Raw genomic sequence first — 25648 nt, 5'->3', positions numbered from 1 at the left:
CAGTATCATTGGTTGCTAAATTGGTCGCAAGTTAAACAATTGTTTTAAATTAGCGTTTACCGTCAAAACAAGGACAGACCATGGAAGACTTTATCGCAGCGCACCCAATACACACAAAAATCCCCGTTGCCTGGGGCGAGATGGACGCCTTGCAGCATGTTAATAACGCGGTGTATTTCAGATACTTTGAAACCGCCAGATTAGACTTTTTCAACCAACTTAATTTTCTGGAAGACTTGCATAAAACCGGTGTAGGCCCAGTACTCAGTGAAACCAACGCCCGCTATAAACGACCGGTTACTTTTCCAGACACCTTAGTTGTTGGTGTTACCATTAGCGATATAGCCGCGGATCGTTTTACCATGCATTACACAGCTTACAGTGAAGTACAACAGGCGGTTACGACTATCGGTTGGGCAAAGGTTGTTATGTTTAATTTTAAAACAGGTAAAAAAGCTGAATTATCAGAGCCGCTACTTGTTGCATTGAAACAACACGCTAAAACAAAAGACTAAGGAGTTTATATGACTACGGTATCTGTTATCCATCAAGCTGAAATGCACCGCTTTCTCGTCGAAATTAATCAACAGCAAGCAATTTTAGAATACCGATTAACTGGCCATAACGTGAACTTTCACCACACCTTTGTACCACCAGCAATGCGTGGTAAAGGTGTCGCCGAAAGCTTGGTCAGAACAGGGTTAAGCTGGGCTAAACAGCAGCAACTGACCATTGAGGCCAGCTGCAGTTATGTACAAAAGTTTCTAGGTTAATCAACTAGGCCTAGTTGATTAACCCGTTAAGCCTGCCAATTGCGCTTTTACCGCATCTGCTAATGGTTGGCTTTTTTCCGTCTGGTAGTTGTAATGCACCATGGTTGTTTTCGCTTCGGCGGTTTGCTTACCGTCTTGCCAGCAACTTTGTGCAATTTCAAAACTGCTATTTCCAATGCGACTAATATGGGTTTTCACTGTGATGGTTTTACCATAAAACGTCGGCGCATTAAATGCGATGGTAAACCCTGCAATAATCATGTTCCACTTAGTTAAATCTTGCCCTGGATTTACGATTTCAAAAATAGGATCTCTTGCAGCTTCAAACCACACAGGGATCACTGTGTTATTAATGTGCCCCAAAGCATCGGTTTCACAAAAGCGAGGGGTTAAATCCATAGAAAACTGAGTAACAGACACGGCATATTCCTTATTATTGTTATTAAACTTAACTCGGGTTAAAAGATGAATGAAGAAGATTGATAATGATAATATTCTGCCACTTACAATCAAACTTGAACGTTGCGCAGATAACAAAGCAAACTTGCGCCTCAATAGCGAGCGATTTCAAGTAAACTCAACGCAGTTAGCGGTTCAAAGAGCTGTTTGAAATGCATTTATTATCCCGAGCTGAGATTATTCAGTGCGCCATTCTAGTTCAGTGACTAATAATCATCAAAGAAGTCTTTGTCACGGAGATACTGATGCATGTAATGGTATGCAAACAGTGATGCTAACCCGCTGATAATAAGCTATAAAAGCCGGAGAACTGAATGAGCTCGTATACTCGCTCGATATGCCACCAATGTTTGGCAATAGCTTAACCCCGCTGCAGCAAAGCCTCACTTTTCAGACAAAAACCTGCCCAATAAGTCGCCGTACATAACAAGCAAAAGCGTTCATATTGTTAGCATTGCTGGGTTTTCGCATCGTAAGGCCTAACGTTAAATGCATTAACTTTATTGAAGAATGATGACAAGTTAACAACACATAATACCTTTGGCGCGGATGATAAATTACCTATTCCAAAACTGAAGTTAACGGGTGGCTATTAAGTGGCTTTATAGCACAATAGAAAATATTTTTGTGCAAATCTATACTCAATGACAGGGTTCCAGCTGTCGCCTTTGACATGGCACGTAACGAGAGCGACATAAAAAAGGACGCCTAAGCGCCCCCTTAATGATAACGAATGATGCCATTAATACATGGCATCGATTTCGGTCGCGTATTTGCTATAAATATTTTTACGGCGTAATTTCATGGTCGGGGTGATTAAACCGGCTTCCATTGAAAAAGCCTCAGGTAACAAGGTAAACCTTTTAATTTGCTCAAACCCTGCCAACTCATATTGCAACTCTTTCAATCGCTGTTCAAAATGCTCCACCACTTGACTGTTACGCAGCAAATCTATTGGGTTTTCAACGCTAATCCCTTTCTCTTTGGCCCACACTTCTAATGCTTCAAATGCTGGCACAATCAAAGCTGAAACATAGTTGCGAGCATCAGCAATAATTGCCACCTGTTCAACAAACGGACAACAACTGACTTTCCCTTCAACACGCTGCGGAGCTATGTATTTACCGTTGGATGTTTTCATTAATTCTTTAATACGATCAGTAATATATAGATTACCTTCGGCATCAATCATGCCCGCATCACCGGTTTTTAACCAACCGTTGTCAAAGGCTTCTGCGGTATCTTCTGGTCGATTAAAATAGCCGCGCATCACGGTTTCGCCACGCACTAGAATTTCATTATTAGCGCCAATTTTAATTTCCATGGCATGCAAAGGCTTGCCGTTAGACCCCGGCACTCGATTATTTAAGGTATTACAGGTCACTGTTGCACAGGTCTCGGTCATCCCGTAACCACAGAGAATAGGTACCCCAATACTATGAAAAAATGCGCCAACATTTACATCAAGCGCCGCGCCACCAACCGGCATAAAGGTTAAGCGGCCACCCAACACATTTTGTAATTTACTGAAGACTAATTTATTTGCCAATTTCCATTGTGCAGATAACAACTTACTCGGACGCTTTCTACCCTGACTTACTTCGAATTGGCGAGCACCGACGCCAATTGCCCAATGAAATAGCTGTTGACGTATTGCGGGTGCGGAATTTACTTTGTCATGAACTGCGCTGTACACTTTTTCAAGAAAACGTGGCACAACACATAAAGTATGCGGTTTCACTGCGGCTATTGCTTGTTTGACTCTATGGGTATCGTTTAAATACACATTTCGGCCACCGCGACATAATACATAAAATGTCCAGCCACGCTCAAATACATGACTTAATGGTAAAAATGCCAATGACACATCACCAGCTTTAAACGCAATTTCAGTATCGTGCTGTTCAACCATGGATGCGATATTGCGATAATCTAACATCACACCTTTAGGTTCACCCGTGGTACCCGAGGTATAAATAAGCGTGAGCAAATCATCCAGCGAGGTTTGAGATAAACGCTGAGTTAACTCGTCATGGCTTTGTTGTGAAGGGGTGGTATTGAGCAATGCATCTAAATGAAAATGGGCATCAGAAGCCAGCTTAACGGTACTATCAAACACCACAACATGCTGAACACTTGGACACTGAGCTTGAATTTTACACGCGGTGTGATACTGGCCTTCATCACCGGCAAAAATAACCTTTGCACGAGAATCATTCACTATGAATACCGCTTGTTCCATAGTGCTGGTCGGATAAACAGGTACCACAACATTGCGTGCTTTTAGGGCACCGATGTCGGCACAGGTCCACTGTGGAGTATTTTGCGCCAAAATCACCACTTTATCATGCACATGCAGACCAAAATCAATCAATAACTGGGCAATTTTACTGGTGATGGTATCAAACTGATGCCAGGAAACTGTGTTCCAAGGCGCTGCCATTTCAAAACCTTCAAGTGCGATATTTTCACCCAATGTCTGGCTTTGCTGCTGCAGCAGTCGAACGATATGATAGTTTTCTAACAACATAGTGAGATACCTTTTAGCTTACAGGTGTACTGTTTTATTACATTCTACCTGAAGCAACCTTAAACAATAAGAGTTTTTGCTCTACCCTTAAGGGTTAAATCACTTTTTAATAGGTAACTTCACAGTTATAGATCAATCACACTGTTTTTCCACAACCGATTTTTACTCCAAATAAACAAACACACACCTGCCGCTGTCAGCGCAACATCGGCAATCAGCCAAATATCCATATCTTGTTGTACTTGTAATGCCTTAAAACTAAATGACACAAAAAGCGAGTGGCTAATAATCACCAGCATAGTAGCTGACATTTGGCTGATGTTACGGCTTAATGCTCCAAGCCCTAAAGCAAACAGACCACTCCATAACACTGACAGTAATAGGTGGATAATGAATGGCAAAGACAGTTGCTGCCCCATTAGATAGCCCGCTATACAAATCAATAGCATGCTCAACACTAATAATGTAATCAACCTAACACTGGCCTTATAGAATGACTGCTGTAACCCAGTTAAGCCTGTGAATCCAGGTAACATAAACAAGGTTTCAGCACCTCGCCAACGCTGAACTCGGCTCCAATGAACTAAACAACACATCATTAATAGCAGTTGGCCAATGATCAATTGAACAGGCAGGTGCCATTCAAAAAGCGTCGATGGCATCAATAATATCAAACCAAATAGGGTCACCATTACCAAGGCCATAGCTAAAAGTGGCCCAACAAAAAAGCTCGCAGGGTGTAAATATCGATTGAGTTTATCCAGCAGGTTATGCTGTTTCATGCTGGGTAACCAAAACCAGCCCATTTCCATGCCACTTAAATAGGTTGCTCGGGCATCTTGATGCCAAGTTAACTGCCCCAGTTTCACTTTTACCAATTCAAGCAAGATGCCTAAGGGGATCACCAAACACCACCAAGGTACATTTAGCGTCATCTGATCAAAAAAAGGCATAGCGATAAACAGCAATATGGAAAACTGAAAGCCTTTATTCCAATGTAAACATCCCCATAAAAATCCCAGACTAATCAATACGGCTAACAGAACCGAAGTCACAGTTTGGGGGGCAAATATCACCGCAAACCCTAATGAAAACAACATCACACTAAAATAAATGACGATTGATTGCACGACAACATTACGCTGATAACCGGGAATTAAACCGCTGGTTTCAGCACCAACCAAACGGTTTAATTGCCATAAAACAGACATGCTGCTGGATATCACCGACATAGATAACACCAAGCCGATAGAAGAGGTTTTATCAATATATAAACTTAAGGCCGCGATGCCAAAGCCCAGTAGACTCGTGAATAAAAAGCTCACGCTACCGACATCAAAAAACCACAATCGAAACAAACCACGGTAACTATCGCGGTTTATAAAATCGCTTAGTTTAATTCCATTTGGTGTAAGCCGATTTGATGACTTCACTAAATTGGCCAACATAGTGTTCATCGATGCAACTCCATAAATAGCTGCTCTAAGTTCAATGATTGTTCACTAATAAGGCCGTTGAATTGTTCCTGTGACTGGCAGTTATCAGCAAGGATTAGCATTGAATCGGCCGTGTTTGTTTGGTGTAAAATGTCTAAATGCTGAGGTAATTCAGAATCGACGCTGACTTTGAGTAATTTCACCTGCTCTCTTAAGGTGTCAATTTCTTTAAACAGCACTAATTTACCTTTTTTAATCAAGGCAACATGGCTCGCTACCCGCTCTAAATCAGAGGTAATATGCGATGAAAAAAGCACAGCAGAACCCGATTCTAAGGCTAAATCAAATAAATCGGTCATGAATTTACGCCGCGCAATAGGATCTAAACTGGCAACGGGCTCATCTAATATCAATAATGTCGGTCGGTAAGCCATTGCCATGATTAACGCCAATGATTGACGTTGGCCAACGGATAATTTTTGTACCGATTGTGTCACATCTAATTCAAAACGCTTAAGCCATTCTTGTTCTAATTGTTTATCCCAATCAACATAAAAACTGCGATGTAAATCTAACGCACGATCAACGGTAAAACCTTCATATCCAAAGGGTTGCTGAGGAACATAACCAATGCGAGATTTCGCCGTATCAGACAAAACTGCTGGTGACTCGTTAAGGGTTTTAATGTCTCCAGAGTCGACAGTTAAAATACCTAAAGCGCACCGCATTAAAGTCGATTTCCCTGCACCATTCTGACCAAGTAACCCAACCACCATGCCTGGGTATAATTGCATCGACAATTGATCCAAAGCTGTGTGTGTGGTTTTGTTTCCTTTCAGAGGAAAGACTTTAGTGACATTATTAAATGCTAGGATCGGGACTTCATTTTGTTGCATTATCGGCATTCCTTTAGCTCAATCTTATGGTATTACTGACTCTTTTAGCGACGATGAGTTGTTGATTTATCAACTATTATTTAGCGGCCCACTTTTTAGCTATCAATGCTTGCAACTCCGCTAACTCAACACCGAGTTGTTGAGCTTGAGTCACTAAATCGTCTACTTTGGGTTGCATCAAACTCCCACCAGAGGTGTTATCTGTGCAATTTCGAGCAGCAACGATAGATGGCTGACCTCGGCGACGCTCTATCCAACCTTGATCCACCAATTGCTGCACAGCACGTGACACCGTCATAGGGTTCACGGCAAGAAATTCGGCCATTTGCCTAACCGAAGGCAATACATCTTCAGCTTGCAATTGCCCGCCCACAATCAATCGCACGATTTGATCATGCAATTGACGATAGATAGGTTCACCACTACTGGGGTTGACATTTAATAGTTCTAACATTAGCCTTTACAAACTGTATTAATACATTGATACACCCATACACTTAGTGTAAGTTAACACAATCATCTCAAAAAGCAAAAAGGAAACGTTCCGATGATCAACAGGAAGTTTGTCAGTAAATCGCTAACCTCAAGGTTGCGCCATTACGCTTTGCCCCCATCGGCAACACGCACTAGCCGTTTAGCTGCTGTAATCATTAGCGCGTTATTTGCCAGTTCCAGTTATGCCAATGATGCAGGCCAGCCTCAAGCACTCAATACTGCTGATACTAAAACACATTCTTGTCACTTAGATGGCATGTCAGAGCAATTACAGTGCGGTAAGATTAGTGTTCCTGAAAACCCACAAAAACCAGATGGCAAGCATATCGACATCCATTTTGCGATATTGCCAGCCATTAAAGACACTCACCCAAACGAAGCACTTCTTGCCATTGCCGGAGGCCCGGGACAATCCGCAATAGAGCATGCCGCTGGATTTGACCGATTACTAAACAAAGTACGTCAACAACGCGATATTTTACTTATCGATCAACGCGGAACAGGCTTATCAAATATTCTTAACTGCGAAGACTCTGAAGCCACATCTATGCTGTCATTTAACGATGAAGATGTTGATATTATTGCTGATACTGAACAATGTTTAACGCAAACGGATGCAGACATTACTCAATATGGTAGTGAAACCGCATTAACGGATTTTGAAGCTGTACGCACATATTTAGGCTACCAAAAGCTGCACTTATACGGTGTATCTTATGGCACACGTATGGCTCAACTGTATATGCGTCATTACCCAGAGGCATTAAGCACAGTGACCTTAGATGGCGTAGTGCCGATGCAACAAAGCGTGGTGGCCATTGGTAGCGCTATTGAACGTGGATTTGAATTATTAATGCGAGATTGTGCCAGCAATCTGGCTTGTCATGCACAATATCCTAACTTACTGGCCGACTTTAAAACCGTAGATGAACGCCTGACTAACAAACCGATTGAACAAAGCGTTCATGACCCTCTGACCAATGAGCCAAGCACGTTATTACTGACTCGCGGCAAGTTCAATGGCGCAATTAGAATGGGCTTATATAGTCCAGCTATCCGTGCACTATTACCCCATGCGATTCACCAAGCCGCCAAAGAAGATTATCAACCAATACTTGGCATATATGCCCTATCGGCTGATGGTATAGGTTTAGCTATGGGAATGCATGCCTCTGTTGTCTGCGGCGAAGACATCCACAGAATATCAGACCAAATGCGCAAAGATGCCAAAGAGTCTTACATTAGCTCGACCATGATGGAGGGGTTAGAGAAAACCTGTGAAATTTGGAAAGTGCCAGCCGTTGCAGATAGCTTTAGTGAGCCGATTAGCAGTGATTTACCCACTTTACTGCTATCTGGCGAATTAGATCCTGCTACGCCTCCCCATTGGGGCGCGTTAGCGACAAAGCAATTAACCAACGCCAAGCACTTAATTTCACCTTTTGCGACCCATGGTGTAGCAGCGCAAACCTGTGCTAACGATTTGATTGCTGATTTAGTCGATAGCGCCAGCGTTAAAAAAATTGATGCCAGCTGTCTTGAAAAAGATATACGCCGTAGCTTTTACCTCAATGCTAACTCGGTAGAACCGGTTATCTCAACGGATGCAGACACTCCGGCTATCGCCGATGAGGCAACTTCAACAGACAATGCCACTGGCGCAGATAAGGAATAATCATGATTTCAGTGACAAATTTATCGAAAAAAATCGGTGATGTGCAGGCGTTAAACAAACTTAGCTTTAGCGCCCAAGATGGCCATATCACAGGTTTACTTGGCCCTAACGGCGCAGGTAAAACCACCTGTTTACGTACCCTATTCGGCCTATTAACACCCGATGAAGGTTATGCCGAAGTTGATGGCATCAATGTGGCAGAAAAACCGATCCAAGCCAAACAGCAGTTAGGCTTATTCCCTGATCCATTTGGTTTATATGAACGCCTCACGCCACGTGAATACATTACCTACTTTGCCGAGCTGAGTGGAATGTCGCGCAAAGAAGCAAAAGCGGCCACTGAGAAGGTGATTGAACAGCTAAATTTAAGCGATATCAGCAATCGTCGTTGTAAAGGGTTTTCGCAGGGACAACGAATGAAAACTGCACTGGCGCAAGCCATTGTCCACCAGCCAACCAACATCATTTTAGATGAGCCCACTCGCGGCTTAGATGTAATGAGCACACGTTTATTACGCGATATCTTAATCGATCTAAAAGCGCGTGGTCATTGCGTATTATTTTCTAGTCATGTGATGCAAGAAGTCGCAGCGCTCTGTGATCATGTGATTGTGATGGCCAATGGCTCAGTTGTCGCCACTGGCAGCCCTGATGAGCTTTGCCAACAAACGGGAGAGTCTTCACTGGAAGAAGCTTTCATTAAACTTATCGGAACTGACGAAGGGATTGCAGCATAATGAATAAACTCATCGCAATGGTGCGCAAAGAACTCATTGATGCCGCACGCGACAAACGCTCGGTGATGGCTGGTTTATACTACGCCATAGGTACACCTTTGATTATGTGTGGCATGTTTATGGTGCTCATTAATCAATTAACCAGTCCTGAAGACTTAAACATCACGATTAACAAAGCCGAAAATGCTCCAGATTTAGTCCGTTATTTAAGTCGAAAAGGGATTAATCAGGCCGATTTAACGGCTAAACCTGATGCTGATGTAAAAGCTATCACTCTGACTATTACAGAAGACTATGCCGCCAACATGGCCAACGCTAAACCTGCTGAAGTGATTATTCTAGCGGATAACTCTGATGAGAAATTACAAAAATCCATTCGACGTCTTCAGCAAGAACTACAAACTTACAGTTCAGAAATGGGCAGTTTACGCTTAATTGCTCGCGGCATTAACCCACAGGTGATGCAATCATTAAAAGTGGACATGCAAGACCAATCAACCCCTGATTCAAAAGGCGGTATGATCTTAGGCATTGCGATTTTCACCATGATTTACTCAGTGTTTATTTCAGCGATGAACCTCGCCATTGATACCAGTGCCGGTGAGCGCGAACGTAATTCGCTGGCATTAATGCTAAGCCATCCCATTAGCACTCGCCAACTGGTGCTTGGCAAAGTCATTGCCGTAACCCTGTTTGCATTATTGGGTTTGGTGCTGATATTGCTCATCTCTAAAATTGCTTACACCTTTGTGCCTTGGCAGGAACTGGGCTTTAGCATCAACATTTCAACCGACTTTATGAAACTGATGTTTGTCATTGGCATTCCTGTAGCTCTACTCGCATCAACCTTACAGCTATTTGTGTCTTTTATGGCAAAATCATTTAAAGAAGCACAATCCTATCTAACCATGGTGTTATTTGTCCCCATCGCCTTATCTATGGCGGCGAGCTACAACATAGCCCCAGATATGCTGCAGTGGATCCCTGTATCGGGTCAACAACAAGCCTTAATGGACTTTATTAAAGGTAAAGACATCCCTATGTTGCAGCTAGCTGTGTCATCAACTATGACCATAGCGATCTCAATTGGCTTAATGCTGGGCATGGAAAAAATGCTTAAAAGTGAAAAAGTGGTATTTGGACTATAGATAACCTCAACTTATAGCCGCGGTGTGAGCCTATGTGGTAACTCACCCTCTCTCGCCGCAGTTTATCTAGTTAGAAGTAAATGACTTAAGGAGTGACACGATGGAAAGCGATTTAGCAATAATAACCTTAGTGGCCATTATCGTTATTGGCACCAGCGCCGTTGAAATGTTTAAGTATTACAGCAAAACCAAGCAGAAACATAATAGCCATTGTGTAGATGATTTATTGGCACAAAATAAGGCGTTAATAGAAAGAATCCAAGTATTAGAGCAACTGGTAACCGATGACGGTTATGATTTGAAGCGCAAATTTAATCAATTATAATTTAGTCTTTATTAATCGTATCTTTAATACAACAACCCCACCTAAGTGGGGTTGTAAAGTAACTGGCATTAGCACTGACTGACAACAAAAACTTACTTAAACACATTCAACACCACTTTATTCCGTCCGGTTTTTTTCGCTATATAGAGCTGCTTATCCGCTTGTTTTAATACATCATGAAAAAGGTACTGCTCAGCATGTTCAAACAGCTTGGGCACCACCACACCACCAATACTGACGGTCAGCCAAAGCGTGCCATCTACATCATGCTTAATATGCAAACTTTCCACAGCATTTCTTAATCGCTCCGCGACATGAGTGATTGATTCCATTTTATCATCTTGCACAATGACACAAAATTCCTCGCCGCCATATCGGGCAACAAGCGCATTATAACAAGCCATGGTTTCCATTAAACAACAGGCAACATCGACTAAGGCCTTGTCACCTGCCAGATGATCATGTCGGTCGTTATAAAGCTTGAAGTGATCAATATCTATCATCATGACACTAAACCCAGACTCTTGCTGGTGCCATGCTGTTATCGCATTATCAGCAAAAGCCTCTAATCCTCGGCGGTTAGTGATTTCGGTTAACGCGTCTTGTACGGTTAAGGTTTCTAAATAGTTTTGTTGCTCCGCAAAACGAATGAGCAACTGGTTAAATGAATTAGACACATTATCTATTTCATCGATAAAGTGCTGACTAGGAACTTTAGTCATCAGATTATCATTTGAAGAGTCATTAATATTATTGTTGAAATGAATCAAAGGTGAAATTAAAAATCGCGACAACATCATCATTGAAAATGTCACAATCATGGTGATAATTAGCAATAACAAAACGACTGAAACCGCATCTAATTTGGGGCTGGATGTTTTTCGATGATGAACTGTAATAACAACGGCTTGATCATCAAACTTATTGCGGATCAGCCAACTGTGCGATGCGTTTACCACTTTTAATTGATCCTGGCTAAAAAAATCATTGCTAGGCAGGGGATCTGCAGTGGAATTACTCATGTTATCAATAGCAAACTTCACCATAGAATAGCCGGTAATTTCGTCTATCATTTCCTTATCCACCAATCTGGCCATAGTAATACTGCCAGCAATTTCCCCTTTGCCCTCTGACGGTAAAATAGTTGTGTTAGTCACATAAAATAACTGCCCGGCAATGACATAATAGCCATGTCGAGTAGAGGCGATTTGTGCCGAAATTTCGGCTAATGAAGGCAACAATGTGTCTGTATTTGTTTTGGTTTTTCCCTCCACAAATCCTCTTAACACTGAGGCACTTTCAGTAATCGAGCTATCTAGATATTGCCAAACCAATTGCTGATCCGCTTTATGGATAAACACCGCATCAACATTAGCGACTTCAAACGCATTAGGTAATAAATTATTTTCAATAAATTCATCTGAAGGCTGAGCAACAAACTCAACCAAACTATCCCAAACGGCATAATCAAAACTTAAGGTGGTTAAATTTTTAGCCGATGCTGAAAATGCCGCTTTAAGTAAAATATATTCTTGTTGCTGTTGGTCTACAACTTCAGCGTTAATACCTGGAAGATAAAAAAAGTAATAAATAGCCATCACTAAACAGGCAACGCTGATCAATAGCGATGACAACAGCAATAATGAAAAGCGTTTTAACGTCATGCACATCAGCTCAAATTCAAATAATACTATTGAGTGTAGCTGGAATTTGCTCGTTCAGTTAATTTATATGTTTAAAAATAACCGATACATTTCATGTTTTTAAAACCCAAAAAAGCCCAAACAATGCAGGGCTTAATCAGGGTAACCATTAAAACCTATTTGGCTTTCGGTCTAAAAGGCTTAATCACATCTTCATTGCACTCTAGAAATGGTCCGTCCATTAAATCAATACAATACGGAATGGCCGGGAATACCGCATCTAAACACTCACGAATCGACTTAGGTTTACCGGGTAAATTTACAATTAATGAGTCAGCACGTAACCCTGCGGTTTGACGAGACAGAATTGCTGTTGGTACAAACTTTAGCGACTCAGCGCGCATAAGCTCACCAAAGCCAGGCATCATACGGTCACAAACAGCCTCTGTTGCTTCAGGGGTAACGTCACGCTTTGCAGGGCCTGTTCCACCCGTGGTTACAATTAAACTACAGCCTTGATTGTCAGCCATATCAATAAGCGTCGCTTCAATCACATCCTGCTCATCTGGAATAACTTGATACACAGCTTCCCATGGTGAAGTAAGGTATTGGTTCAGTACATCAATAATGGCTTTGCCAGACAAATCTTCATAAATGCCTGCACTTGCGCGATCACTTACGGTCACAATACCTATTTTTGCTTTAGTCATATATTTTTTATTCCGTTGCCTTACATTCAATATCGATAAAGTAGCATAAAGCGAAACATGATGAATTGATTCATCTCTCGTTAATTTCAATCAATAATAGAAATATTTCGAGTCAGACTAGGTATTTGTGCACTGATTTAAAACAAATACAAGGATGAAACTCGCACACAAGCCAAGCCAGAACACCAAAACCTCAAACTATAAAGTGCGACAAATGCTATGTCAGAGTGTTGAAAAACCATAAAAAAAGGCTTAAGTGGTTAACTTAAGCCTGAGATAAAAATACATTAAACTAGTTAGCAGCAAGCATTCCTTGCTGTTCAACTTCTGCATACTCAATCAACGCCGCAATAGACGACTCAACCGATTGTTGTGGGGACTTAAGTCGTTTAGCGAACCAATAGCGTGGTTTCCAATAAACATTGTCCAGACTAGAAATTTTGACGCCTTTTTTAGTGGAAGCATGTAAGAATTTTGAATCGCCCATATAAATACCGACATGACGAGCCGTTTTAGTGGTTTTGAAAAACACTAAATCGCCAATTTCTAGCTCATTACGCGGCACTTCTTTCCCTAAAATACGTTGAGCATTGACGGTGCGAGGCAGCTTTTGACCAACAATATCCAAGTAAGCTAAATACACAAACCCTGAACAATCTACGCCATTTTTACTCATACCGCCTAAACGATATGGCGTACCTGACCAATCATCATGGTACGCCAATAAGTTAGGCTCGCTCCACTTAGGTAATTTTGGCTCTTCCTTAACCACAATCACAGGTTTAGGAGGTTGAACCACTACTTTAGGTGCTTGTGATGCACAGGCACTTAATAAAATTGCTAAGCTAATAACAGACAACTTTTTTATCAATTTGACTTACCTCTAAGCCGAAATACTTCAAGTTAGTATGAGAAACATTGTTTAAAAAGACTAACTTACAATTATGTTGTTCAAGTAATAAACAAGATAATTTACACCAGTTAAAAAAAATCTCAAAAGAAAACTTTATCCGTAAAAGAAAATGGCAGCCTAGTGGCTGCCAAATATTCAAATAACTTGTACTTACGCCTAATTTATCGCCATTGAGATAAAATATCCCAAAATAGTGGCAGTCACGACACCGATAAATCCTGGCACAATAAAACTATGGTTCAAAACATATTTACCAATATGAGTTGTACCTGTTCTATCAAAACTAATTGCCGCTAAATCACTAGGATAAAATGGAAAGAAGAAATATGCATAACAGGCCGGCAATACCCCAATAAGCACAGGAGCTGGGATCCCCAATGAAAACCCTAAGGGCAACATAATCGTTAATACTGCCGCCTGACTTTTCAAGAAAACTGAGACCACAAACATCGCAATGGCAAACGTCCAAGGGTAGACACTCACAATATCACTGACAGCACTGACCAAATACGCTTTGTGGTGGCCAATAATTGTGTCACTCATCCAAGCGATACCAAAAATAATAATCACCGCCGTCATGCCCGCTGTAAATACATTACTGGTGACAATCTTTTTAGGAGAAACATGTGTCGCCAGCAATATCACGCCACCAACTGACAGCATCATAAACTGAATCGCCACCGACATATTAACCCCAGCAGGTAACACTTGCTTGCTGAACATTGCAATCATGATCACCGCAAAAATGCCCAGCAAGAAAACCGTTAAGCCTTTTTTCGCCGTTGATTCTGAGGCTAACGTTTGTGTTTCTTCAGCTTGAGGATCAACTAAGCTGTCACGAAACTCTGGATCTTGTAAACGAGCTTGAAACTCCTCGTCTTTATCCAAATCTTTGCCTCGAGTTAAGCTCCAGACACATGCCACCAGCAAACCCATCAATGTAGACGGAATGGTCACCATCAACACATCGACTAAGCTAATATCAAGATTATTATCAACGGTGGTAGCCAGCACAACTGCCGCCGCTGCAGCAATTGGACTAGCTGTAATACCCATTTGTGATGCCACAGTAGCAATAGCTAATGGGCGCTCAGGTCGAATGCCTTTCTTATAAGACACATCATAAATAACAGGTAATAAAGGGTAAACCGAGTGACCAGTACCCACCAACACAGTCAGTGAGTAAGTACAAAGAGGGCCAAGAAAGACAATATGTTCAGGGTGTTTACGTAGCAGTTTTTCGGCAAATTTAACCAATAGCTTTAAACCACCAGTGGCCTCTAACGTTGCAGATGCCGCCACAACAGCCAAAATAATCAGCATAACGCTTACAGGTGGCGTGCCAGGCGCAATGCCAAATACAAACGCCAACACAGATACACCTAAACCACCTAGCAAGCCAAAGGCTATTCCGCCGTGGCGAATTCCAACAAAAATCACTGCCAGTAACAGCAGCATATGTATATAAAACATGGCTTTCTTCCCCCATTTATCATGCTTAGGGAAGATATATCACAATGTATTTTGTCGTTAGTGACCCAACTCAAGCAATCGAATGATATTAGAGCCAATTGTTAAAACTGTGAAGCAGATGACTAGTGTGTTATTGAGTTTTTGGGGCTAAAGCCTTATTCAGAGAATCTCGCAATAATTTATCTGAAGCTTCTCGCTCAGCTTTTTCCTGTTTATCAAAATGCGCGTTAATACTGTCATCAACTTGTTTCACGCACTCTTGTTTACTGAGGTTTTTATCTAAATCATTGGTGTAGGTATCTGTTCTGGCATCACAAACAACTGTAGAACAACCACTTACAGCAGCCAAGATTGCTACAATCATTAACGACTTTGCTATATTTTCCATACACAGTCCTTTTTAACAACTCACCTTAACTCACGAGAACCGTAGGCTAAGTGAGAAAACTTAAGACATATTTTTTACTAAGAAAATTAACCAAATAGGTATCAAATTAAGCAATTTGCACAAAAAGATTGTCTTCGTTGAGTTCAAATAGTCTTCGTTTTAATTTCATCATTTCAATTAAACCGCTAAACCTGCTGCCACACCAGAGGCCCATGCCCATTGAAAATTGAACCCTCCTAGCCAACCACTGACATCCATCACTTCACCAATAAAGAATAAGCCGGTTACGTTATTTGCCTGCATGGTTTTGGATGACAACTCATTAGTATCAACCCCGCCCAACGTGACTTCAGCTGTGCGATAACCTTCGGTACCATTCATCATGATTGACCAGTTATTTAACGCATCAGCCAGAGTTTCGCGCTCACCATGACCAAGCTGATTTAAGGCTTTATCTAATTGAACTTCTTCAAATAATGCTTCTACTAGCCGTTTAGGCAACCAATGGCTAAGGGTATTACGTAAACTCTGTTTAGGGTGATTTTTTAGTGCTAGTTCAATTTTTTCTAAAGCGTTTTCGCCCGGTAATAAATTGATTGAAATCGCTTCTCCCGGTTGCCAATAATTAGAAATTTGCAACACGGCAGGGCCTGATAATCCACGGTGTGTAAATAATAAAGCTTCAGTAAATTGGGTACCATCAGCTGCGGTGATGGTTGATGGCACAGCAATGCCAGACAAAGGCTCAAATCTTATTTTTTGCTCTGCATGCCAGGTAAATGGAACTAGCCCAGCCTGAGTGGGCAGTACTTTTAAACCAAATTGTTGTGCTATTTTATAGCCATAAGGCGATGCACCTAGTTTGGGCATAGATAAACCACCTGTGGCGATAACCAGAGACTCGCAGCTAAAATCACCATTTGAGGTGATGAGTGTAAAATGGCCATTTTCTTGCTGAGCCACTGCAGTAATTTCAGTGCGCAGTTGGATCTTATTACCAGCCCATTCACATTCGGTCATCAACATAGTGACGATGTCTTTTGCGGAGTCATTACAGAATAATTGCCCATGTTCGCGTTCATGATATTCAATACCATGACGCTCAACCAATTCGATAAAGTCACTTGAGCGATAACGGGCCAATGCAGACTTAACAAAATGAGGGTTACCACAGATAAAGTTAGCGGGTTCAACCTTTTGGTTTGTGAAGTTACATCGGCCACCACCACTAATCAGAATTTTACGCCCAGCTTGCTTAGCATTATCGAGCACAAGCACATCACGACCACGATAACCTGCCGTTGCCGCACACATTAACCCTGCAGCACCCGCGCCGATAATAATTACATCATGATGTTTCACTTAATTGCCTCACATAAGCTGTTAGTTGTTTTGCATTCTGGTTTTACTGAGAAAAAACATTCAGACACAAAAAAGGATGCTATTTTAGCATCCTTAGTATGATTTGAAGAGTGAGAGTTTCGCGTAGACTACTTCTTTATCGTTTCCGATTTTTTGTCTCGGCTTAATAACTCTTTTGCCGCATCAACGGGGGCTTTACCTTGATATAACACCTGATAAATTTGCTCAGTGATAGGCATTTCTACTCCCAAACGCTTAGCCAGAGTGTAGACCTCTTTGGTATTGCGATAACCTTCAACCACCTGACCTATATCAGCCTGTGCGCTGTGCACATCTTTACCTTGACCCAGCGCTAAACCAAAACGACGATTTCGCGATTGGTTATCGGTACATGTCAGTACTAAATCACCTAAACCTGCCATACCGATAAAGGTTGAGGCATCTGCACCTAGGGCTTCACCTAAACGCGATAACTCAACTAAACCTCGAGTGATTAACGCGGTGCGAGCATTGGCACCGAATCCGATACCATCAGACATACCTGCGCCAATTGCAATGACGTTTTTAACCGCGCCACCCAGTTGAATGCCGGTAAAGTCATCATTGGCATACACCCTTAAACGCTTAGGGCTATGGAGTAACTCAACAAGTTCATGGGTAAATTGCGGGCAAGTACCTGCTACTGATATCGCGGTAGGTAATCCTGCCGCCAGTTCTTTAGCAAATGTAGGGCCTGATAACACTGCAAGTGGATATTGCTCACCAAGTTGCTCTCTTGCGACATCTTGTAGTAAACGACCAGTTTCAGGCTCTAGGCCCTTGGTTGCCCATACAATACGTGCATCATTGCGCAATAACGGTTTAGCTTGCTTAAGAACATCACCAAAGACATGACTTGGTACCACGACCAAAATATTCTGACTGGCGGCTAATGCTTTGGCTAAATCTGGCTCAATTTGTAAACAATCAGGAAATTGAATGCCTGGCAAATAAGCTTCATTGCTACGAGAGTCAGCTAACGCTTGCATACGCTTAGGGTCATGACCCCATAACAAGGTTTTATGACCGTTGCTTGCTAAAGAAATAGCAAGGGCGGTGCCATAAGACCCCGCCCCTAATACCGTTATTTCGGCAGCGTTACTCATCACTTATGCGTTTGCTTCAGCTGGTGCTGCTGCAGCGGCTTGACGCTGTTGAACGTATTGAGCAAATAATGCATCAAAATTCACTGGCGCTAGGTTAAGTTGTGGGAAAGTGCCACGAGCAACTAGACCTGATACGGTTTCACGCGCATATGGGAAAAGTACATTCGGGCAGTACGCACCTAAAGAATGAGCAAGTTGTGGCTCTGTTAAGCCTACAATTGAGAAGATACCAGCTTGTTGTACTTCACATAAAAATGCCGTTTCGTCGCCATTCTTAGCAGTTACGGTTAAAGAAAGTACCACTTCATATGTGTCGTCAGATAACTTTGCACTACGCGTGTCTAAGTCTAACTTCACTTCTGGGTTCCATTCTTTTTGGAAAACAGCTGGGCTATTTGGCGTTTCAAAAGACAAATCCTTTGTATATACGCGCTGAATGTTAAATTGTGGTGCACTTGCTTCGTTGTTTGCTACTGCTTCAGCCATGATTTCCTACCTATCTATGTTATTTTTCGCTTTCTCTATGGAGCGAATATGATGTTGGGTTTGCAACGAAAATAATTTCGCTTTTACCTCAAGTCGATCGCACTGCTAAAAACTGACAAAGCTCTTTTGGCAAGTAGGATCAAAAGTGCTGATGATGTTACCAGCACTTTGTTTTACTTCAATATGATAAACCTTACGACTATCTCTTACTTTTCACTACTGGCATATTTGCAGATTGCCAGTCGCCCATACCACCTTTAAGGTTATGAACGTTTTCAAAGCCTTGCTTAACAAGAAGTTGAGCTGCTTGAGATGATGTCATACCAGCGTTACATACTAATATAATGGGGCTGCTTTTAAACTTTTCAAGACTAGTAGCTTGATTATTTTTAATTTCAGACAATGGCACATTAATCGCGTCAACGATATGACCCTTTTTAAACTCTTCTTTGCCACGCACATCAATGACTTTTGCATCTTGCTTATTCATCATCAAAGTCAGTTCGTGATTATTTACATTTTTTACTTTTGATGTGCTGGATTTGAATGTTGTTACAATCAAAGCAACAAATAAGCCTGCCCAAGCTAATGACAACATTGGGTTTGCTCTTAAAAATTCGATATATTCTTGCATGATCACTGCCTATAAAGGATTGAGCTAAGATTAATTTGGCCAAGAGTATATCGATTTAAGCAACAGTTTTCACCTGTCTAACGTGCTTAACTGCAGATAAACGCACACATCAATGAAATTTAATCATCAGCAGCCCCGATATCTAACCTAAGTCTGTTTCCCACTGCTGATAAGTAGTAATATTTGTCCAATTTCATTTTTAATTTCTATTTTTTCACTTTGAGGGTATACCCATGACGACGACAAAACGTCCGCTGGCATTACTTATTTTAGATGGCTGGGGCTATCGTGAAAATCCGCAGGATAATGCGATTTTTCATGCTAACACCCCCGTTTTAGATAAGTTAACAGCAACATATGCAAATAGTTTAATTTCGGGTTCAGGTTTAGATGTCGGTTTACCTGACGGCCAAATGGGCAATTCTGAAGTTGGTCATATCAACATAGGATCTGGCCGTATCGTTTATCAAGAGCTAACTCGCATCAGTAAAGCAATTGCTGACCACGAGTTTGAGCAAAACCCCGCTCTAGTTGCGGCAGTTGATAACGCTATAGCTGCTGATGGCGCGGTTCACATTATGGGGTTATTGTCACCCGGTGGTGTACATAGCCATGAAGAACATATTGAAGCAATGTGCCGAATGGCAGTTGCTCGCGGTGCGAAAGCTGTGTACTTGCATGCCTTTTTAGATGGACGTGATACCCCACCGCGCAGTGCAAAAGGCAGTATCGAGCATTTCAATACATTATTTAGTGAACTTGGCACTGGTAGAGTTGCATCATTAATTGGCCGTTATTTCGCATTAGACCGTGATAACCGTTGGGATCGAGTATCTCAAGCTTATGAGTTAATCACTGAAGGCAAAGGCAAGTTTGAATATACCGATGCGGTCACTGCGCTAACATCCGCTTATGAACGCGATGAAAATGATGAGTTTGTTTCGGCATCGGCCATTACAGATGCAGCGGGGCAAACGGCGGCATTAAATGATAATGACGCATTAATATTCATGAACTTCCGTGCCGACCGTGCACGTCAGATCACTCGCAGCTTTGTAAATGCTGATTTTGATGGCTTTGTTCGTCATAAAACCCCTGTAATTAACTTTGTGATGCTGACAGAATATGCTGCAGACATTAAAGTACCTGTAGCCTTCCCTTCTGACAATTTAGTCAATACATTGGGTGAGACGCTTCAAAAGCAAGGTAAAACTCAGCTGCGTATCTCAGAAACTGAAAAATATGCCCACGTCACTTTCTTCTTCAATGGCGGTAAAGAAACGCCTTTTGATGGTGAAGATCGTATTTTGATTGAATCACCAAAAGTCGCAACCTATGACTTGCAGCCTGAAATGAATTCAGCAGAATTAACCGACAAGCTAGTAGGTGCAATAGAATCAGCTAAATATGATGTCATAATTTGTAACTATCCAAATGGTGATATGGTTGGCCATACTGGTAAGTTTGATGCTGCAGTAAAAGCTTGTGAAGCGGTTGATGCCTGCGTTGGTAGAGTGGTTGAAGCACTTGCTAAAGTCGGTGGCGAATGCATTATCACTGCAGACCACGGTAATGCAGAGCAAATGACAGATCCCACTACGGGCCAAGCACATACTGCACACACTAGTGAATTAGTTCCTTTCATCTATGTCGGTCGTGATGCTACTATCAAAGATAACGGCCGCTTATGTGACATCGCACCTACGATGTTAACGTTAATGGGGCAAAGTGTGCCAAGCGAAATGACTGGCCGCTGTATCATTGACCTAAAAGAGTAATTAATTACCTGTGATAACTCGTTTATTTGTTAAAGCCAGCATTGTTGCTGGCTTTATAATACTTTCAGCAAACGCCACTGGCGCCGACCTCAGTAAACGTCAATCTGAGCTAAAGTCTATTCAAACGCAGATTAGTGCGCAGCAAAATGATTTAAAAAATACGTCAAAACAACGAGAAAAACTGATCACCTTACTTAAAAAGGATGAGCAAGCTATTGCTCGTGCAGCACAGCGGGTTAATGAAACCCAGCTATCACTAAAAAGCATTACAACCCAGTTAACCGAACTTGAAAAACAACAAACAAGTTTACATAAAAGCAAAATAGGCCAACAAAAAACTTTATCGAAACAATTATCCAGTGCCTATCTGGCGGGCAATCATGATTACAGCAAAATGATGTTGAATCAGCAAAACCCCTCTACTGTTGAGCGTATGTTGGTGTATTACCAGTATTTAAATAACGCTCGTATTAAAGCAATTAATGAACTTAAAGCAACTAGTGAGCAGCTGGTTAAAGTACAAAATGAACAGATAAAGAAACAACAACAACTCAACTCCGTGATTGTTGACCAAAGGCAACAAGCGAAACAATTAGCGAATGAGCAAAATCAGCGCCAACTAACCCTAACCCAAATACAACGTACATTGTCAGATAAGGGCGCACAACTCGAACAGTTGCAGATAGAAGAAGCGAGTTTAAAGCGTATTGTTGAACAAGCGGTAGCCACGGCCAAATCTAACCCATCAATGAATGGCTTAGACAATCAAAAAGGCAAACTGAAATGGCCAACAAAAGGCCGAGTAAGTGAACGTTTTGGTAGCAGTCGTTCAGGGCAAATCAAATGGAAAGGGGCTGTGCTAACTGCACCAGAAGGCCAGAACATCAAAGCGATAGCTGCGGGTAAAGTAATTTATGCTGATTGGTTACGTGGATTTGGTATGGTGATGGTCGTGGATCATGGTAAGGGCTATATGAGCTTATATGGCCATGCACAAACCCTATTCAAAAGTGCTGGTGACAATGTTAACAGCGGCGAATCTATTGCTTTAGTCGGACGTTCAGGTGGACAGACCGAACCTAGCCTATACTTTGAAATAAGACATAAAGGGCAAGCGGTCGATCCGGCAAGGTACTGTCGCTAATATCAACTTAAGCTGCCCGTTAGCGAGGGGCAGCTATGCAGCAATTTACCCGTTATCTCTGTTGTTTTGTACTTGGCGCTTGTGTGGCGTTATCTCTGAGTATTTCAAGCTCAGAGCAAGCCTATCAAAAATCAATCTACCATGACGCTAACTTTCCACTTTTGGTCGATATTATTGACACCATTGAAACTTACTATGTTGATAAAGTTGATCGTGAAACCCTAATTAATGCAGCTATCAAAGGTATTTTTGATAAATTAGATCCCTATTCAGGATTTTTGAATAAAGAAGGCTATCAAGCCCTGAATGATGCTAATCGTGGTGAATATTTTGGCTTTGGTTTCGAAGTTGCCACAGATGATGGACAAATTACGATTGTCACCCCATTTAAACACTCTCCCGCCGAACGCGCGGGTATTGAGGCGGGTGACAAAATCATAAAATTCAACGATACGCCGGTGGATGAGACAAACTATCAATCCGTATTAACTGAAATCAGGTTTCACAGCACCCATAACTATGCCATCAAGTTAACCCTTAAAAAAGCAAGCAGCCATCAGGAATACGCTTTAACCCTTCTACCTGATTTTGTATATATTCAATCGCTTGAGAGCTACATACTCGAAGATGATATAGGTTATATCCACTTGACCAGTTTCCAAGAAGATGCCACTCAAGCCATAGTTGAACAAGCAAAAAAATGGCAAGACAATGATCTTAAAGGCATCATTTTAGATGTCAGAAACAATCCAGGCGGGTTACTTGAACAGGCAATTAGCATTGCGGATTTATTTCTCGAACAAGGAAAAATTGTATCAACCAATGGCCGCTTCTTTGATGCTAATGAAGATTATTATGCATCTGGGCAAAGTATTTTCAATAACATACCAATGGCCGTATTAATCAATAAAGGGTCGGCATCTGCATCAGAAGTTTTAGCCGCAGCACTACAAGAGAATAACCGCGCACTCATATTTGGTGAAACCAGTTTTGGCAAAGGCACGGTACAAAGTATTATTCCCATGTTAGGGCATAGCAATGCGGTTAAATTAACCATAGCAAATTACAGCACCCCAAATGGCAATAATATTCACCATAAAGGAATTACCCCAGACATAGAAATAAAAATTTCTGCTGTCACTGATCATACTAATATGCCTATAATCGTTCCACAAAACCTAATAGAACCCAACTACGATCAACAAGTCGCTTCTGCAATAGCTTGGATAGATGGCAGATAAATCAAATAAAAACAAAAAAGAAAATTTATTCATTGTGCGCTTTTTAATAGTTTTATTATTACTTACCTGTTTACCACCGCTTTATGCGGCCAACTTAGCTATCATCATTGACGATATTGGATATCGTCAAAGTGATGAGGCGGTTTTGTCCTTGCCTGCTAACATTACTTTATCCGTACTACCACACACACCTCTAGGAAAGCGATTAGCATTAGAAGGCCATAAAAAAGGTCATGAAATTATGATCCACATACCAATGCAGGCATTAAGTGGTAATCGATTAGGCCCTGGTGCATTAACCAGCGATATGAATGAACAACAAATAAAATCTGAGATATGCGCCGCTTTCAACAACATTCCATTTGCTCGAGGCGCAAACAACCATATGGGCAGTTTACTCACCCAACTCGAAAACCCTATGCTATGGGTTATGCAAAGCTTAAAGAACAAACAAGCTTACTTTGTTGACAGCATGACAACGCGATTTAGCAAAGCGAGTATGCAAGCAAAAGATGTTGGGGTGCCATTGTTACAACGACAAGTTTTTTTAGACAACGATGTACGACTATACGCACTGGAAAAACAATTTAAACAAATAATCACTCAAGCGAAACAACAAGGAAGTTTAGTTGCTATCGCACACCCTTATCCTGAGACCATAGCTTACTTAAACGCTAACTTACCTAGGCTTCGAGCTAATGGCATTAATTTAGTCAACACATCAGAATTACTGGCGGTGGACATTGCCAAGACTTACCCAACTAGCTCACATCAAACACTGAGATAGATAAATCAGCAAAAGTAGCAACCAAATCTAACTTGTTACTCACGATATCGGCTAAAGTATAACCATCCAAAACGGCTAAATACGCCGTGACCGCTTTCCCTAGTACACCTTTCAAATTGCAAACAGGCGTAAATCGGCATAAAGGCTCTTCACAATTCACCGGGATTAAAGAGTGTTCTAATTGTCTAACTAAAGCACCGATATTTATCTCTTTAGCGCTCATAGCTAACTTAAAACCACCACTTTTCCCTCGAATTGTCTGCAAATAGCCTAACTTACCAAGTTGGTGAATAATTTTAGCGACGTGATTTGAGGATAAATCGAAAACCTTAGTTACCTCTGCAATTCGGAACAAGGATTCGCGTTCTGGTTGCACGGCTAGGTACATAAGTATTCGGATACCATAATCTGTATAACGAGTTAATTGCATTAATAAACCAGAATCAATAAAAGAAAAGAAGACTTTAGCATGTCACATGCTCTAATTCAGTGATCAACCATAAAGCTTGTTCATTTGTGTTACCACAAACATCAACACTAGCGGAAAAACCGCTACAAACAGCTGGTCTTTGTGAAGATCCAAATATCAAACATAAGTTATCTTCGCTGAGTTGTATGCAACGCACACCAGCGGGCTTCCCCTGAGGCATCCCTGGTATCGGAGTAGTTATTGATGGTGCGATACAACAGGCACCACATCCAAGACGACAATCCATAAAAAACCTCGTGAAAAAGCCACAGCAGATTATATCAATCAAATCGAATAGGTAATCACTTTTTTAATTCACAGGAATTATCTGCACATAAAAACTGCTTACGAGATAATGAATGAAAAACTGACTAGGTAATCAATCTAAAAGCACCCGACATTAATTCATATTATGTAGCCTTATACGTTTACACAAAATAAAAAGGGTTCTCAAACAGAGTGACTTAGGTGCTTTACTTGGGATAAGGAAAAAACCACCTTTAACATGGGTATATCAGTCACACGATTATAGGTTAGAAACGAGATGATTTGTTTCACAAAAAAAGACCACTCGATAAGAGTGGCCTTGGTGTGTTCTTGGGCTTTTGAAATAACCACCTTTCACTGAGCATATCGTCCACACGGTTTCAGATTAGACACGAGAAGATAGGTTTCGCAAAAATACTAAGGTCGCTCAGTAAGAGTGGCTTTGGTATTTGATTGAATATTTGAAATACCGACTCTCACAGCGGCATATCATCCACACGATTTCAGATTAGCCGCGAGAGATTATTTCGCAAAAACAAAAAGGCCACTCGATAAGAGTGGCCTTGCTGTTGCTATTTAAAGCGTATTAGGCGCCTGGAAATGAAGCTCTATGGTTTCCAGACAAATTTGGTTTATCTAACGTCATTCGACATTAAATATTAATTCGGAAAGCTGATTGCTTTGAGTTGCTCTACACTATTTAAGCGCTTCATTCTAATACTAAGTCGTGCTCC

General features: G+C 41.4%; 26 protein-coding genes. 10 read left to right on the top strand and 16 right to left on the bottom strand.

The features are described 5' to 3' along the window. Positions 1 to 80 precede the first annotated feature (80 nt). The gene (locus tag IEY03_RS11230) at positions 81 to 515 is read left to right on the top strand and encodes an acyl-CoA thioesterase (RefSeq protein ID WP_188841652.1); all 435 of its coding nucleotides are present in this window, start codon (positions 81 to 83) and stop codon (positions 513 to 515) included. A 9-nt stretch (positions 516 to 524) separates the two neighbouring features. After that, on the top strand, positions 525 to 773 hold the full coding sequence (locus tag IEY03_RS11225) for a GNAT family N-acetyltransferase (protein WP_188841650.1): 249 nt from the start codon (positions 525 to 527) through the stop codon (positions 771 to 773). Between the two features lie 18 nt (positions 774 to 791). Here the strand turns inward: IEY03_RS11225 and IEY03_RS11220 are convergent, their stop codons facing one another. The 5 genes from IEY03_RS11220 to IEY03_RS11200 all read right to left on the bottom strand — a co-directional run bounded on the left by IEY03_RS11220 (position 792) and on the right by IEY03_RS11200 (position 6548). Further along, the gene (locus tag IEY03_RS11220; RefSeq protein ID WP_188841649.1) at positions 792 to 1193 is read right to left on the bottom strand and encodes an acyl-CoA thioesterase; all 402 of its coding nucleotides are present in this window, start codon (positions 1191 to 1193) and stop codon (positions 792 to 794) included. 781 nt (positions 1194 to 1974) lie between these two features. After that, complete coding sequence (locus IEY03_RS11215) at positions 1975 to 3762, bottom strand: AMP-dependent synthetase/ligase (protein ID WP_188841646.1); 1788 nt, start codon at positions 3760 to 3762, stop codon at positions 1975 to 1977. 125 nt (positions 3763 to 3887) lie between these two features. Next, positions 3888 to 5219: a hypothetical protein gene (locus IEY03_RS11210; protein WP_188841644.1), complete on the bottom strand. Its 1332-nt coding sequence runs from the start codon at positions 5217 to 5219 to the stop codon at positions 3888 to 3890. After that, positions 5216 to 6094 carry an ABC transporter ATP-binding protein gene (locus IEY03_RS11205; protein WP_188841643.1) on the bottom strand — a complete coding sequence of 293 codons (879 nt, stop codon included), beginning with the start codon at positions 6092 to 6094 and terminating at the stop codon, positions 5216 to 5218. The genes IEY03_RS11210 and IEY03_RS11205 overlap by 4 nt, the downstream gene beginning before the upstream one ends. Positions 6095 to 6170: 76 nt before the next feature. After that, positions 6171 to 6548, bottom strand: a complete 378-nt coding sequence (locus IEY03_RS11200; RefSeq protein ID WP_188841641.1) for a GntR family transcriptional regulator — start codon at positions 6546 to 6548, stop codon at positions 6171 to 6173. A 93-nt stretch (positions 6549 to 6641) separates the two neighbouring features. Here IEY03_RS11200 and IEY03_RS11195 point away from each other — a divergent pair, with 93 nt between their 5' ends. From IEY03_RS11195 to IEY03_RS11180, 4 genes are all read left to right on the top strand, one after another. After that, positions 6642 to 8264 carry an alpha/beta hydrolase gene (locus IEY03_RS11195; protein WP_188841639.1) on the top strand — a complete coding sequence of 541 codons (1623 nt, stop codon included), beginning with the start codon at positions 6642 to 6644 and terminating at the stop codon, positions 8262 to 8264. A gap of 2 nt (positions 8265 to 8266) precedes the next feature. Continuing rightward, positions 8267 to 9001 carry an ABC transporter ATP-binding protein gene (locus IEY03_RS11190; RefSeq protein WP_188841637.1) on the top strand — a complete coding sequence of 245 codons (735 nt, stop codon included), beginning with the start codon at positions 8267 to 8269 and terminating at the stop codon, positions 8999 to 9001. Next, positions 9001 to 10149: an ABC transporter permease gene (locus tag IEY03_RS11185; protein WP_188841635.1), complete on the top strand. Its 1149-nt coding sequence runs from the start codon at positions 9001 to 9003 to the stop codon at positions 10147 to 10149. Before IEY03_RS11190 ends, IEY03_RS11185 begins: the two co-directional genes overlap by 1 nt. A gap of 100 nt (positions 10150 to 10249) precedes the next feature. After that, positions 10250 to 10474 (top strand): hypothetical protein, encoded by a 225-nt coding sequence (locus tag IEY03_RS11180; RefSeq protein WP_188841634.1) that lies wholly within the window; start codon positions 10250 to 10252, stop codon positions 10472 to 10474. 92 nt (positions 10475 to 10566) lie between these two features. Here IEY03_RS11180 and IEY03_RS11175 read toward each other — a convergent pair whose 3' ends face one another. The 9 genes from IEY03_RS11175 to IEY03_RS11135 form a co-directional block, all read right to left on the bottom strand. Continuing rightward, entirely contained in the window at positions 10567 to 12138 is a 1572-nt protein-coding gene (locus tag IEY03_RS11175) for a sensor domain-containing diguanylate cyclase (RefSeq protein ID WP_188841632.1), read from the bottom strand. 155 nt (positions 12139 to 12293) lie between these two features. Further along, positions 12294 to 12827 carry a molybdopterin adenylyltransferase gene (gene mog, locus IEY03_RS11170; protein WP_188841630.1) on the bottom strand — a complete coding sequence of 178 codons (534 nt, stop codon included), beginning with the start codon at positions 12825 to 12827 and terminating at the stop codon, positions 12294 to 12296. 292 nt (positions 12828 to 13119) lie between these two features. Next, positions 13120 to 13695 carry a C40 family peptidase gene (locus tag IEY03_RS11165; RefSeq protein WP_188842040.1) on the bottom strand — a complete coding sequence of 192 codons (576 nt, stop codon included), beginning with the start codon at positions 13693 to 13695 and terminating at the stop codon, positions 13120 to 13122. 201 nt (positions 13696 to 13896) lie between these two features. Next, complete coding sequence (locus tag IEY03_RS11160) at positions 13897 to 15213, bottom strand: anaerobic C4-dicarboxylate transporter (RefSeq protein ID WP_188841628.1); 1317 nt, start codon at positions 15211 to 15213, stop codon at positions 13897 to 13899. 130 nt (positions 15214 to 15343) lie between these two features. Beyond that, the gene (locus IEY03_RS11155) at positions 15344 to 15601 is read right to left on the bottom strand and encodes a hypothetical protein (RefSeq protein ID WP_188841626.1); all 258 of its coding nucleotides are present in this window, start codon (positions 15599 to 15601) and stop codon (positions 15344 to 15346) included. Positions 15602 to 15778: 177 nt separating this feature from the next. Then, the gene (locus IEY03_RS11150) at positions 15779 to 16963 is read right to left on the bottom strand and encodes a BaiN/RdsA family NAD(P)/FAD-dependent oxidoreductase (RefSeq protein ID WP_188841623.1); all 1185 of its coding nucleotides are present in this window, start codon (positions 16961 to 16963) and stop codon (positions 15779 to 15781) included. A gap of 128 nt (positions 16964 to 17091) precedes the next feature. Next, positions 17092 to 18108: an NAD(P)H-dependent glycerol-3-phosphate dehydrogenase gene (gpsA, locus tag IEY03_RS11145; RefSeq protein WP_188841622.1), complete on the bottom strand. Its 1017-nt coding sequence runs from the start codon at positions 18106 to 18108 to the stop codon at positions 17092 to 17094. Positions 18109 to 18111: 3 nt separating this feature from the next. Beyond that, entirely contained in the window at positions 18112 to 18594 is a 483-nt protein-coding gene (gene secB, locus IEY03_RS11140) for a protein-export chaperone SecB (RefSeq protein ID WP_188841620.1), read from the bottom strand. Between the two features lie 199 nt (positions 18595 to 18793). Continuing rightward, positions 18794 to 19228 carry a rhodanese-like domain-containing protein gene (locus IEY03_RS11135; RefSeq protein WP_188841618.1) on the bottom strand — a complete coding sequence of 145 codons (435 nt, stop codon included), beginning with the start codon at positions 19226 to 19228 and terminating at the stop codon, positions 18794 to 18796. A gap of 233 nt (positions 19229 to 19461) precedes the next feature. Here IEY03_RS11135 and gpmM point away from each other — a divergent pair, with 233 nt between their 5' ends. Genes gpmM through IEY03_RS11115 form a run of 4 tightly spaced genes read left to right on the top strand, consistent with a single transcriptional unit; the run spans position 19462 to position 24178 of the window. Then, entirely contained in the window at positions 19462 to 21006 is a 1545-nt protein-coding gene (gene gpmM / locus IEY03_RS11130) for a 2,3-bisphosphoglycerate-independent phosphoglycerate mutase (protein WP_188841616.1), read from the top strand. A gap of 10 nt (positions 21007 to 21016) precedes the next feature. Continuing rightward, positions 21017 to 22150: a murein hydrolase activator EnvC family protein gene (locus IEY03_RS11125; protein WP_188841614.1), complete on the top strand. Its 1134-nt coding sequence runs from the start codon at positions 21017 to 21019 to the stop codon at positions 22148 to 22150. Between the two features lie 35 nt (positions 22151 to 22185). Further along, a complete protein-coding gene (locus IEY03_RS11120; protein ID WP_188841612.1) occupies positions 22186 to 23391 on the top strand; it encodes a S41 family peptidase in 1206 nt (401 codons plus the stop codon). A gap of 34 nt (positions 23392 to 23425) precedes the next feature. Then, positions 23426 to 24178 carry a divergent polysaccharide deacetylase family protein gene (locus IEY03_RS11115; RefSeq protein ID WP_373290862.1) on the top strand — a complete coding sequence of 251 codons (753 nt, stop codon included), beginning with the start codon at positions 23426 to 23428 and terminating at the stop codon, positions 24176 to 24178. On the opposite strand, the gene IEY03_RS11110 is transcribed toward IEY03_RS11115, so the two are convergent. Then, the gene (locus tag IEY03_RS11110; protein WP_188841608.1) at positions 24153 to 24608 is read right to left on the bottom strand and encodes an Rrf2 family transcriptional regulator; all 456 of its coding nucleotides are present in this window, start codon (positions 24606 to 24608) and stop codon (positions 24153 to 24155) included. The two genes, IEY03_RS11115 and IEY03_RS11110, sit on opposite strands and share 26 nt — an antisense overlap. Positions 24609 to 24642: 34 nt before the next feature. Next, the gene (locus tag IEY03_RS11105) at positions 24643 to 24894 is read right to left on the bottom strand and encodes a YkgJ family cysteine cluster protein (protein WP_188841606.1); all 252 of its coding nucleotides are present in this window, start codon (positions 24892 to 24894) and stop codon (positions 24643 to 24645) included. Positions 24895 to 25648: the final 754 nt, after the last annotated feature.

Origin of the sequence: Shewanella aestuarii, from assembly GCF_014647215.1 — a bacterium.
GTDB lineage: Bacteria > Pseudomonadota > Gammaproteobacteria > Enterobacterales > Shewanellaceae > Shewanella > Shewanella aestuarii.
Note: the sequence above shows the minus strand (reverse complement) of the source record. Positions and strands in the feature narration are given on the sequence as shown.

Coding starts and splice junctions, on each gene's coding strand:
- IEY03_RS11210 (WP_188841644.1), bottom strand. CDS start 5,219: ATGAACACTATGTTGGCCAATTTAGTGAAGTCATCAAATCGGCTTACA.
- gpsA (WP_188841622.1), bottom strand. CDS start 18,108: ATGAGTAACGCTGCCGAAATAACGGTATTAGGGGCGGGGTCTTATGGC.
- IEY03_RS11230 (WP_188841652.1), top strand. CDS start 81: ATGGAAGACTTTATCGCAGCGCACCCAATACACACAAAAATCCCCGTT.
- IEY03_RS11190 (WP_188841637.1), top strand. CDS start 8,267: ATGATTTCAGTGACAAATTTATCGAAAAAAATCGGTGATGTGCAGGCG.
- gpmM (WP_188841616.1), top strand. CDS start 19,462: ATGACGACGACAAAACGTCCGCTGGCATTACTTATTTTAGATGGCTGG.
- IEY03_RS11105 (WP_188841606.1), bottom strand. CDS start 24,894: ATGGATTGTCGTCTTGGATGTGGTGCCTGTTGTATCGCACCATCAATA.
- IEY03_RS11215 (WP_188841646.1), bottom strand. CDS start 3,762: ATGTTGTTAGAAAACTATCATATCGTTCGACTGCTGCAGCAGCAAAGC.
- IEY03_RS11160 (WP_188841628.1), bottom strand. CDS start 15,213: ATGTTTTATATACATATGCTGCTGTTACTGGCAGTGATTTTTGTTGGA.
- IEY03_RS11155 (WP_188841626.1), bottom strand. CDS start 15,601: ATGGAAAATATAGCAAAGTCGTTAATGATTGTAGCAATCTTGGCTGCT.
- IEY03_RS11175 (WP_188841632.1), bottom strand. CDS start 12,138: ATGACGTTAAAACGCTTTTCATTATTGCTGTTGTCATCGCTATTGATC.
- IEY03_RS11135 (WP_188841618.1), bottom strand. CDS start 19,228: ATGCAAGAATATATCGAATTTTTAAGAGCAAACCCAATGTTGTCATTA.
- IEY03_RS11200 (WP_188841641.1), bottom strand. CDS start 6,548: ATGTTAGAACTATTAAATGTCAACCCCAGTAGTGGTGAACCTATCTAT.
- IEY03_RS11110 (WP_188841608.1), bottom strand. CDS start 24,608: ATGCAATTAACTCGTTATACAGATTATGGTATCCGAATACTTATGTAC.
- mog (WP_188841630.1), bottom strand. CDS start 12,827: ATGACTAAAGCAAAAATAGGTATTGTGACCGTAAGTGATCGCGCAAGT.
- IEY03_RS11185 (WP_188841635.1), top strand. CDS start 9,001: ATGAATAAACTCATCGCAATGGTGCGCAAAGAACTCATTGATGCCGCA.
- IEY03_RS11205 (WP_188841643.1), bottom strand. CDS start 6,094: ATGCAACAAAATGAAGTCCCGATCCTAGCATTTAATAATGTCACTAAA.
- IEY03_RS11195 (WP_188841639.1), top strand. CDS start 6,642: ATGATCAACAGGAAGTTTGTCAGTAAATCGCTAACCTCAAGGTTGCGC.
- IEY03_RS11120 (WP_188841612.1), top strand. CDS start 22,186: ATGCAGCAATTTACCCGTTATCTCTGTTGTTTTGTACTTGGCGCTTGT.
- IEY03_RS11180 (WP_188841634.1), top strand. CDS start 10,250: ATGGAAAGCGATTTAGCAATAATAACCTTAGTGGCCATTATCGTTATT.
- IEY03_RS11225 (WP_188841650.1), top strand. CDS start 525: ATGACTACGGTATCTGTTATCCATCAAGCTGAAATGCACCGCTTTCTC.
- secB (WP_188841620.1), bottom strand. CDS start 18,594: ATGGCTGAAGCAGTAGCAAACAACGAAGCAAGTGCACCACAATTTAAC.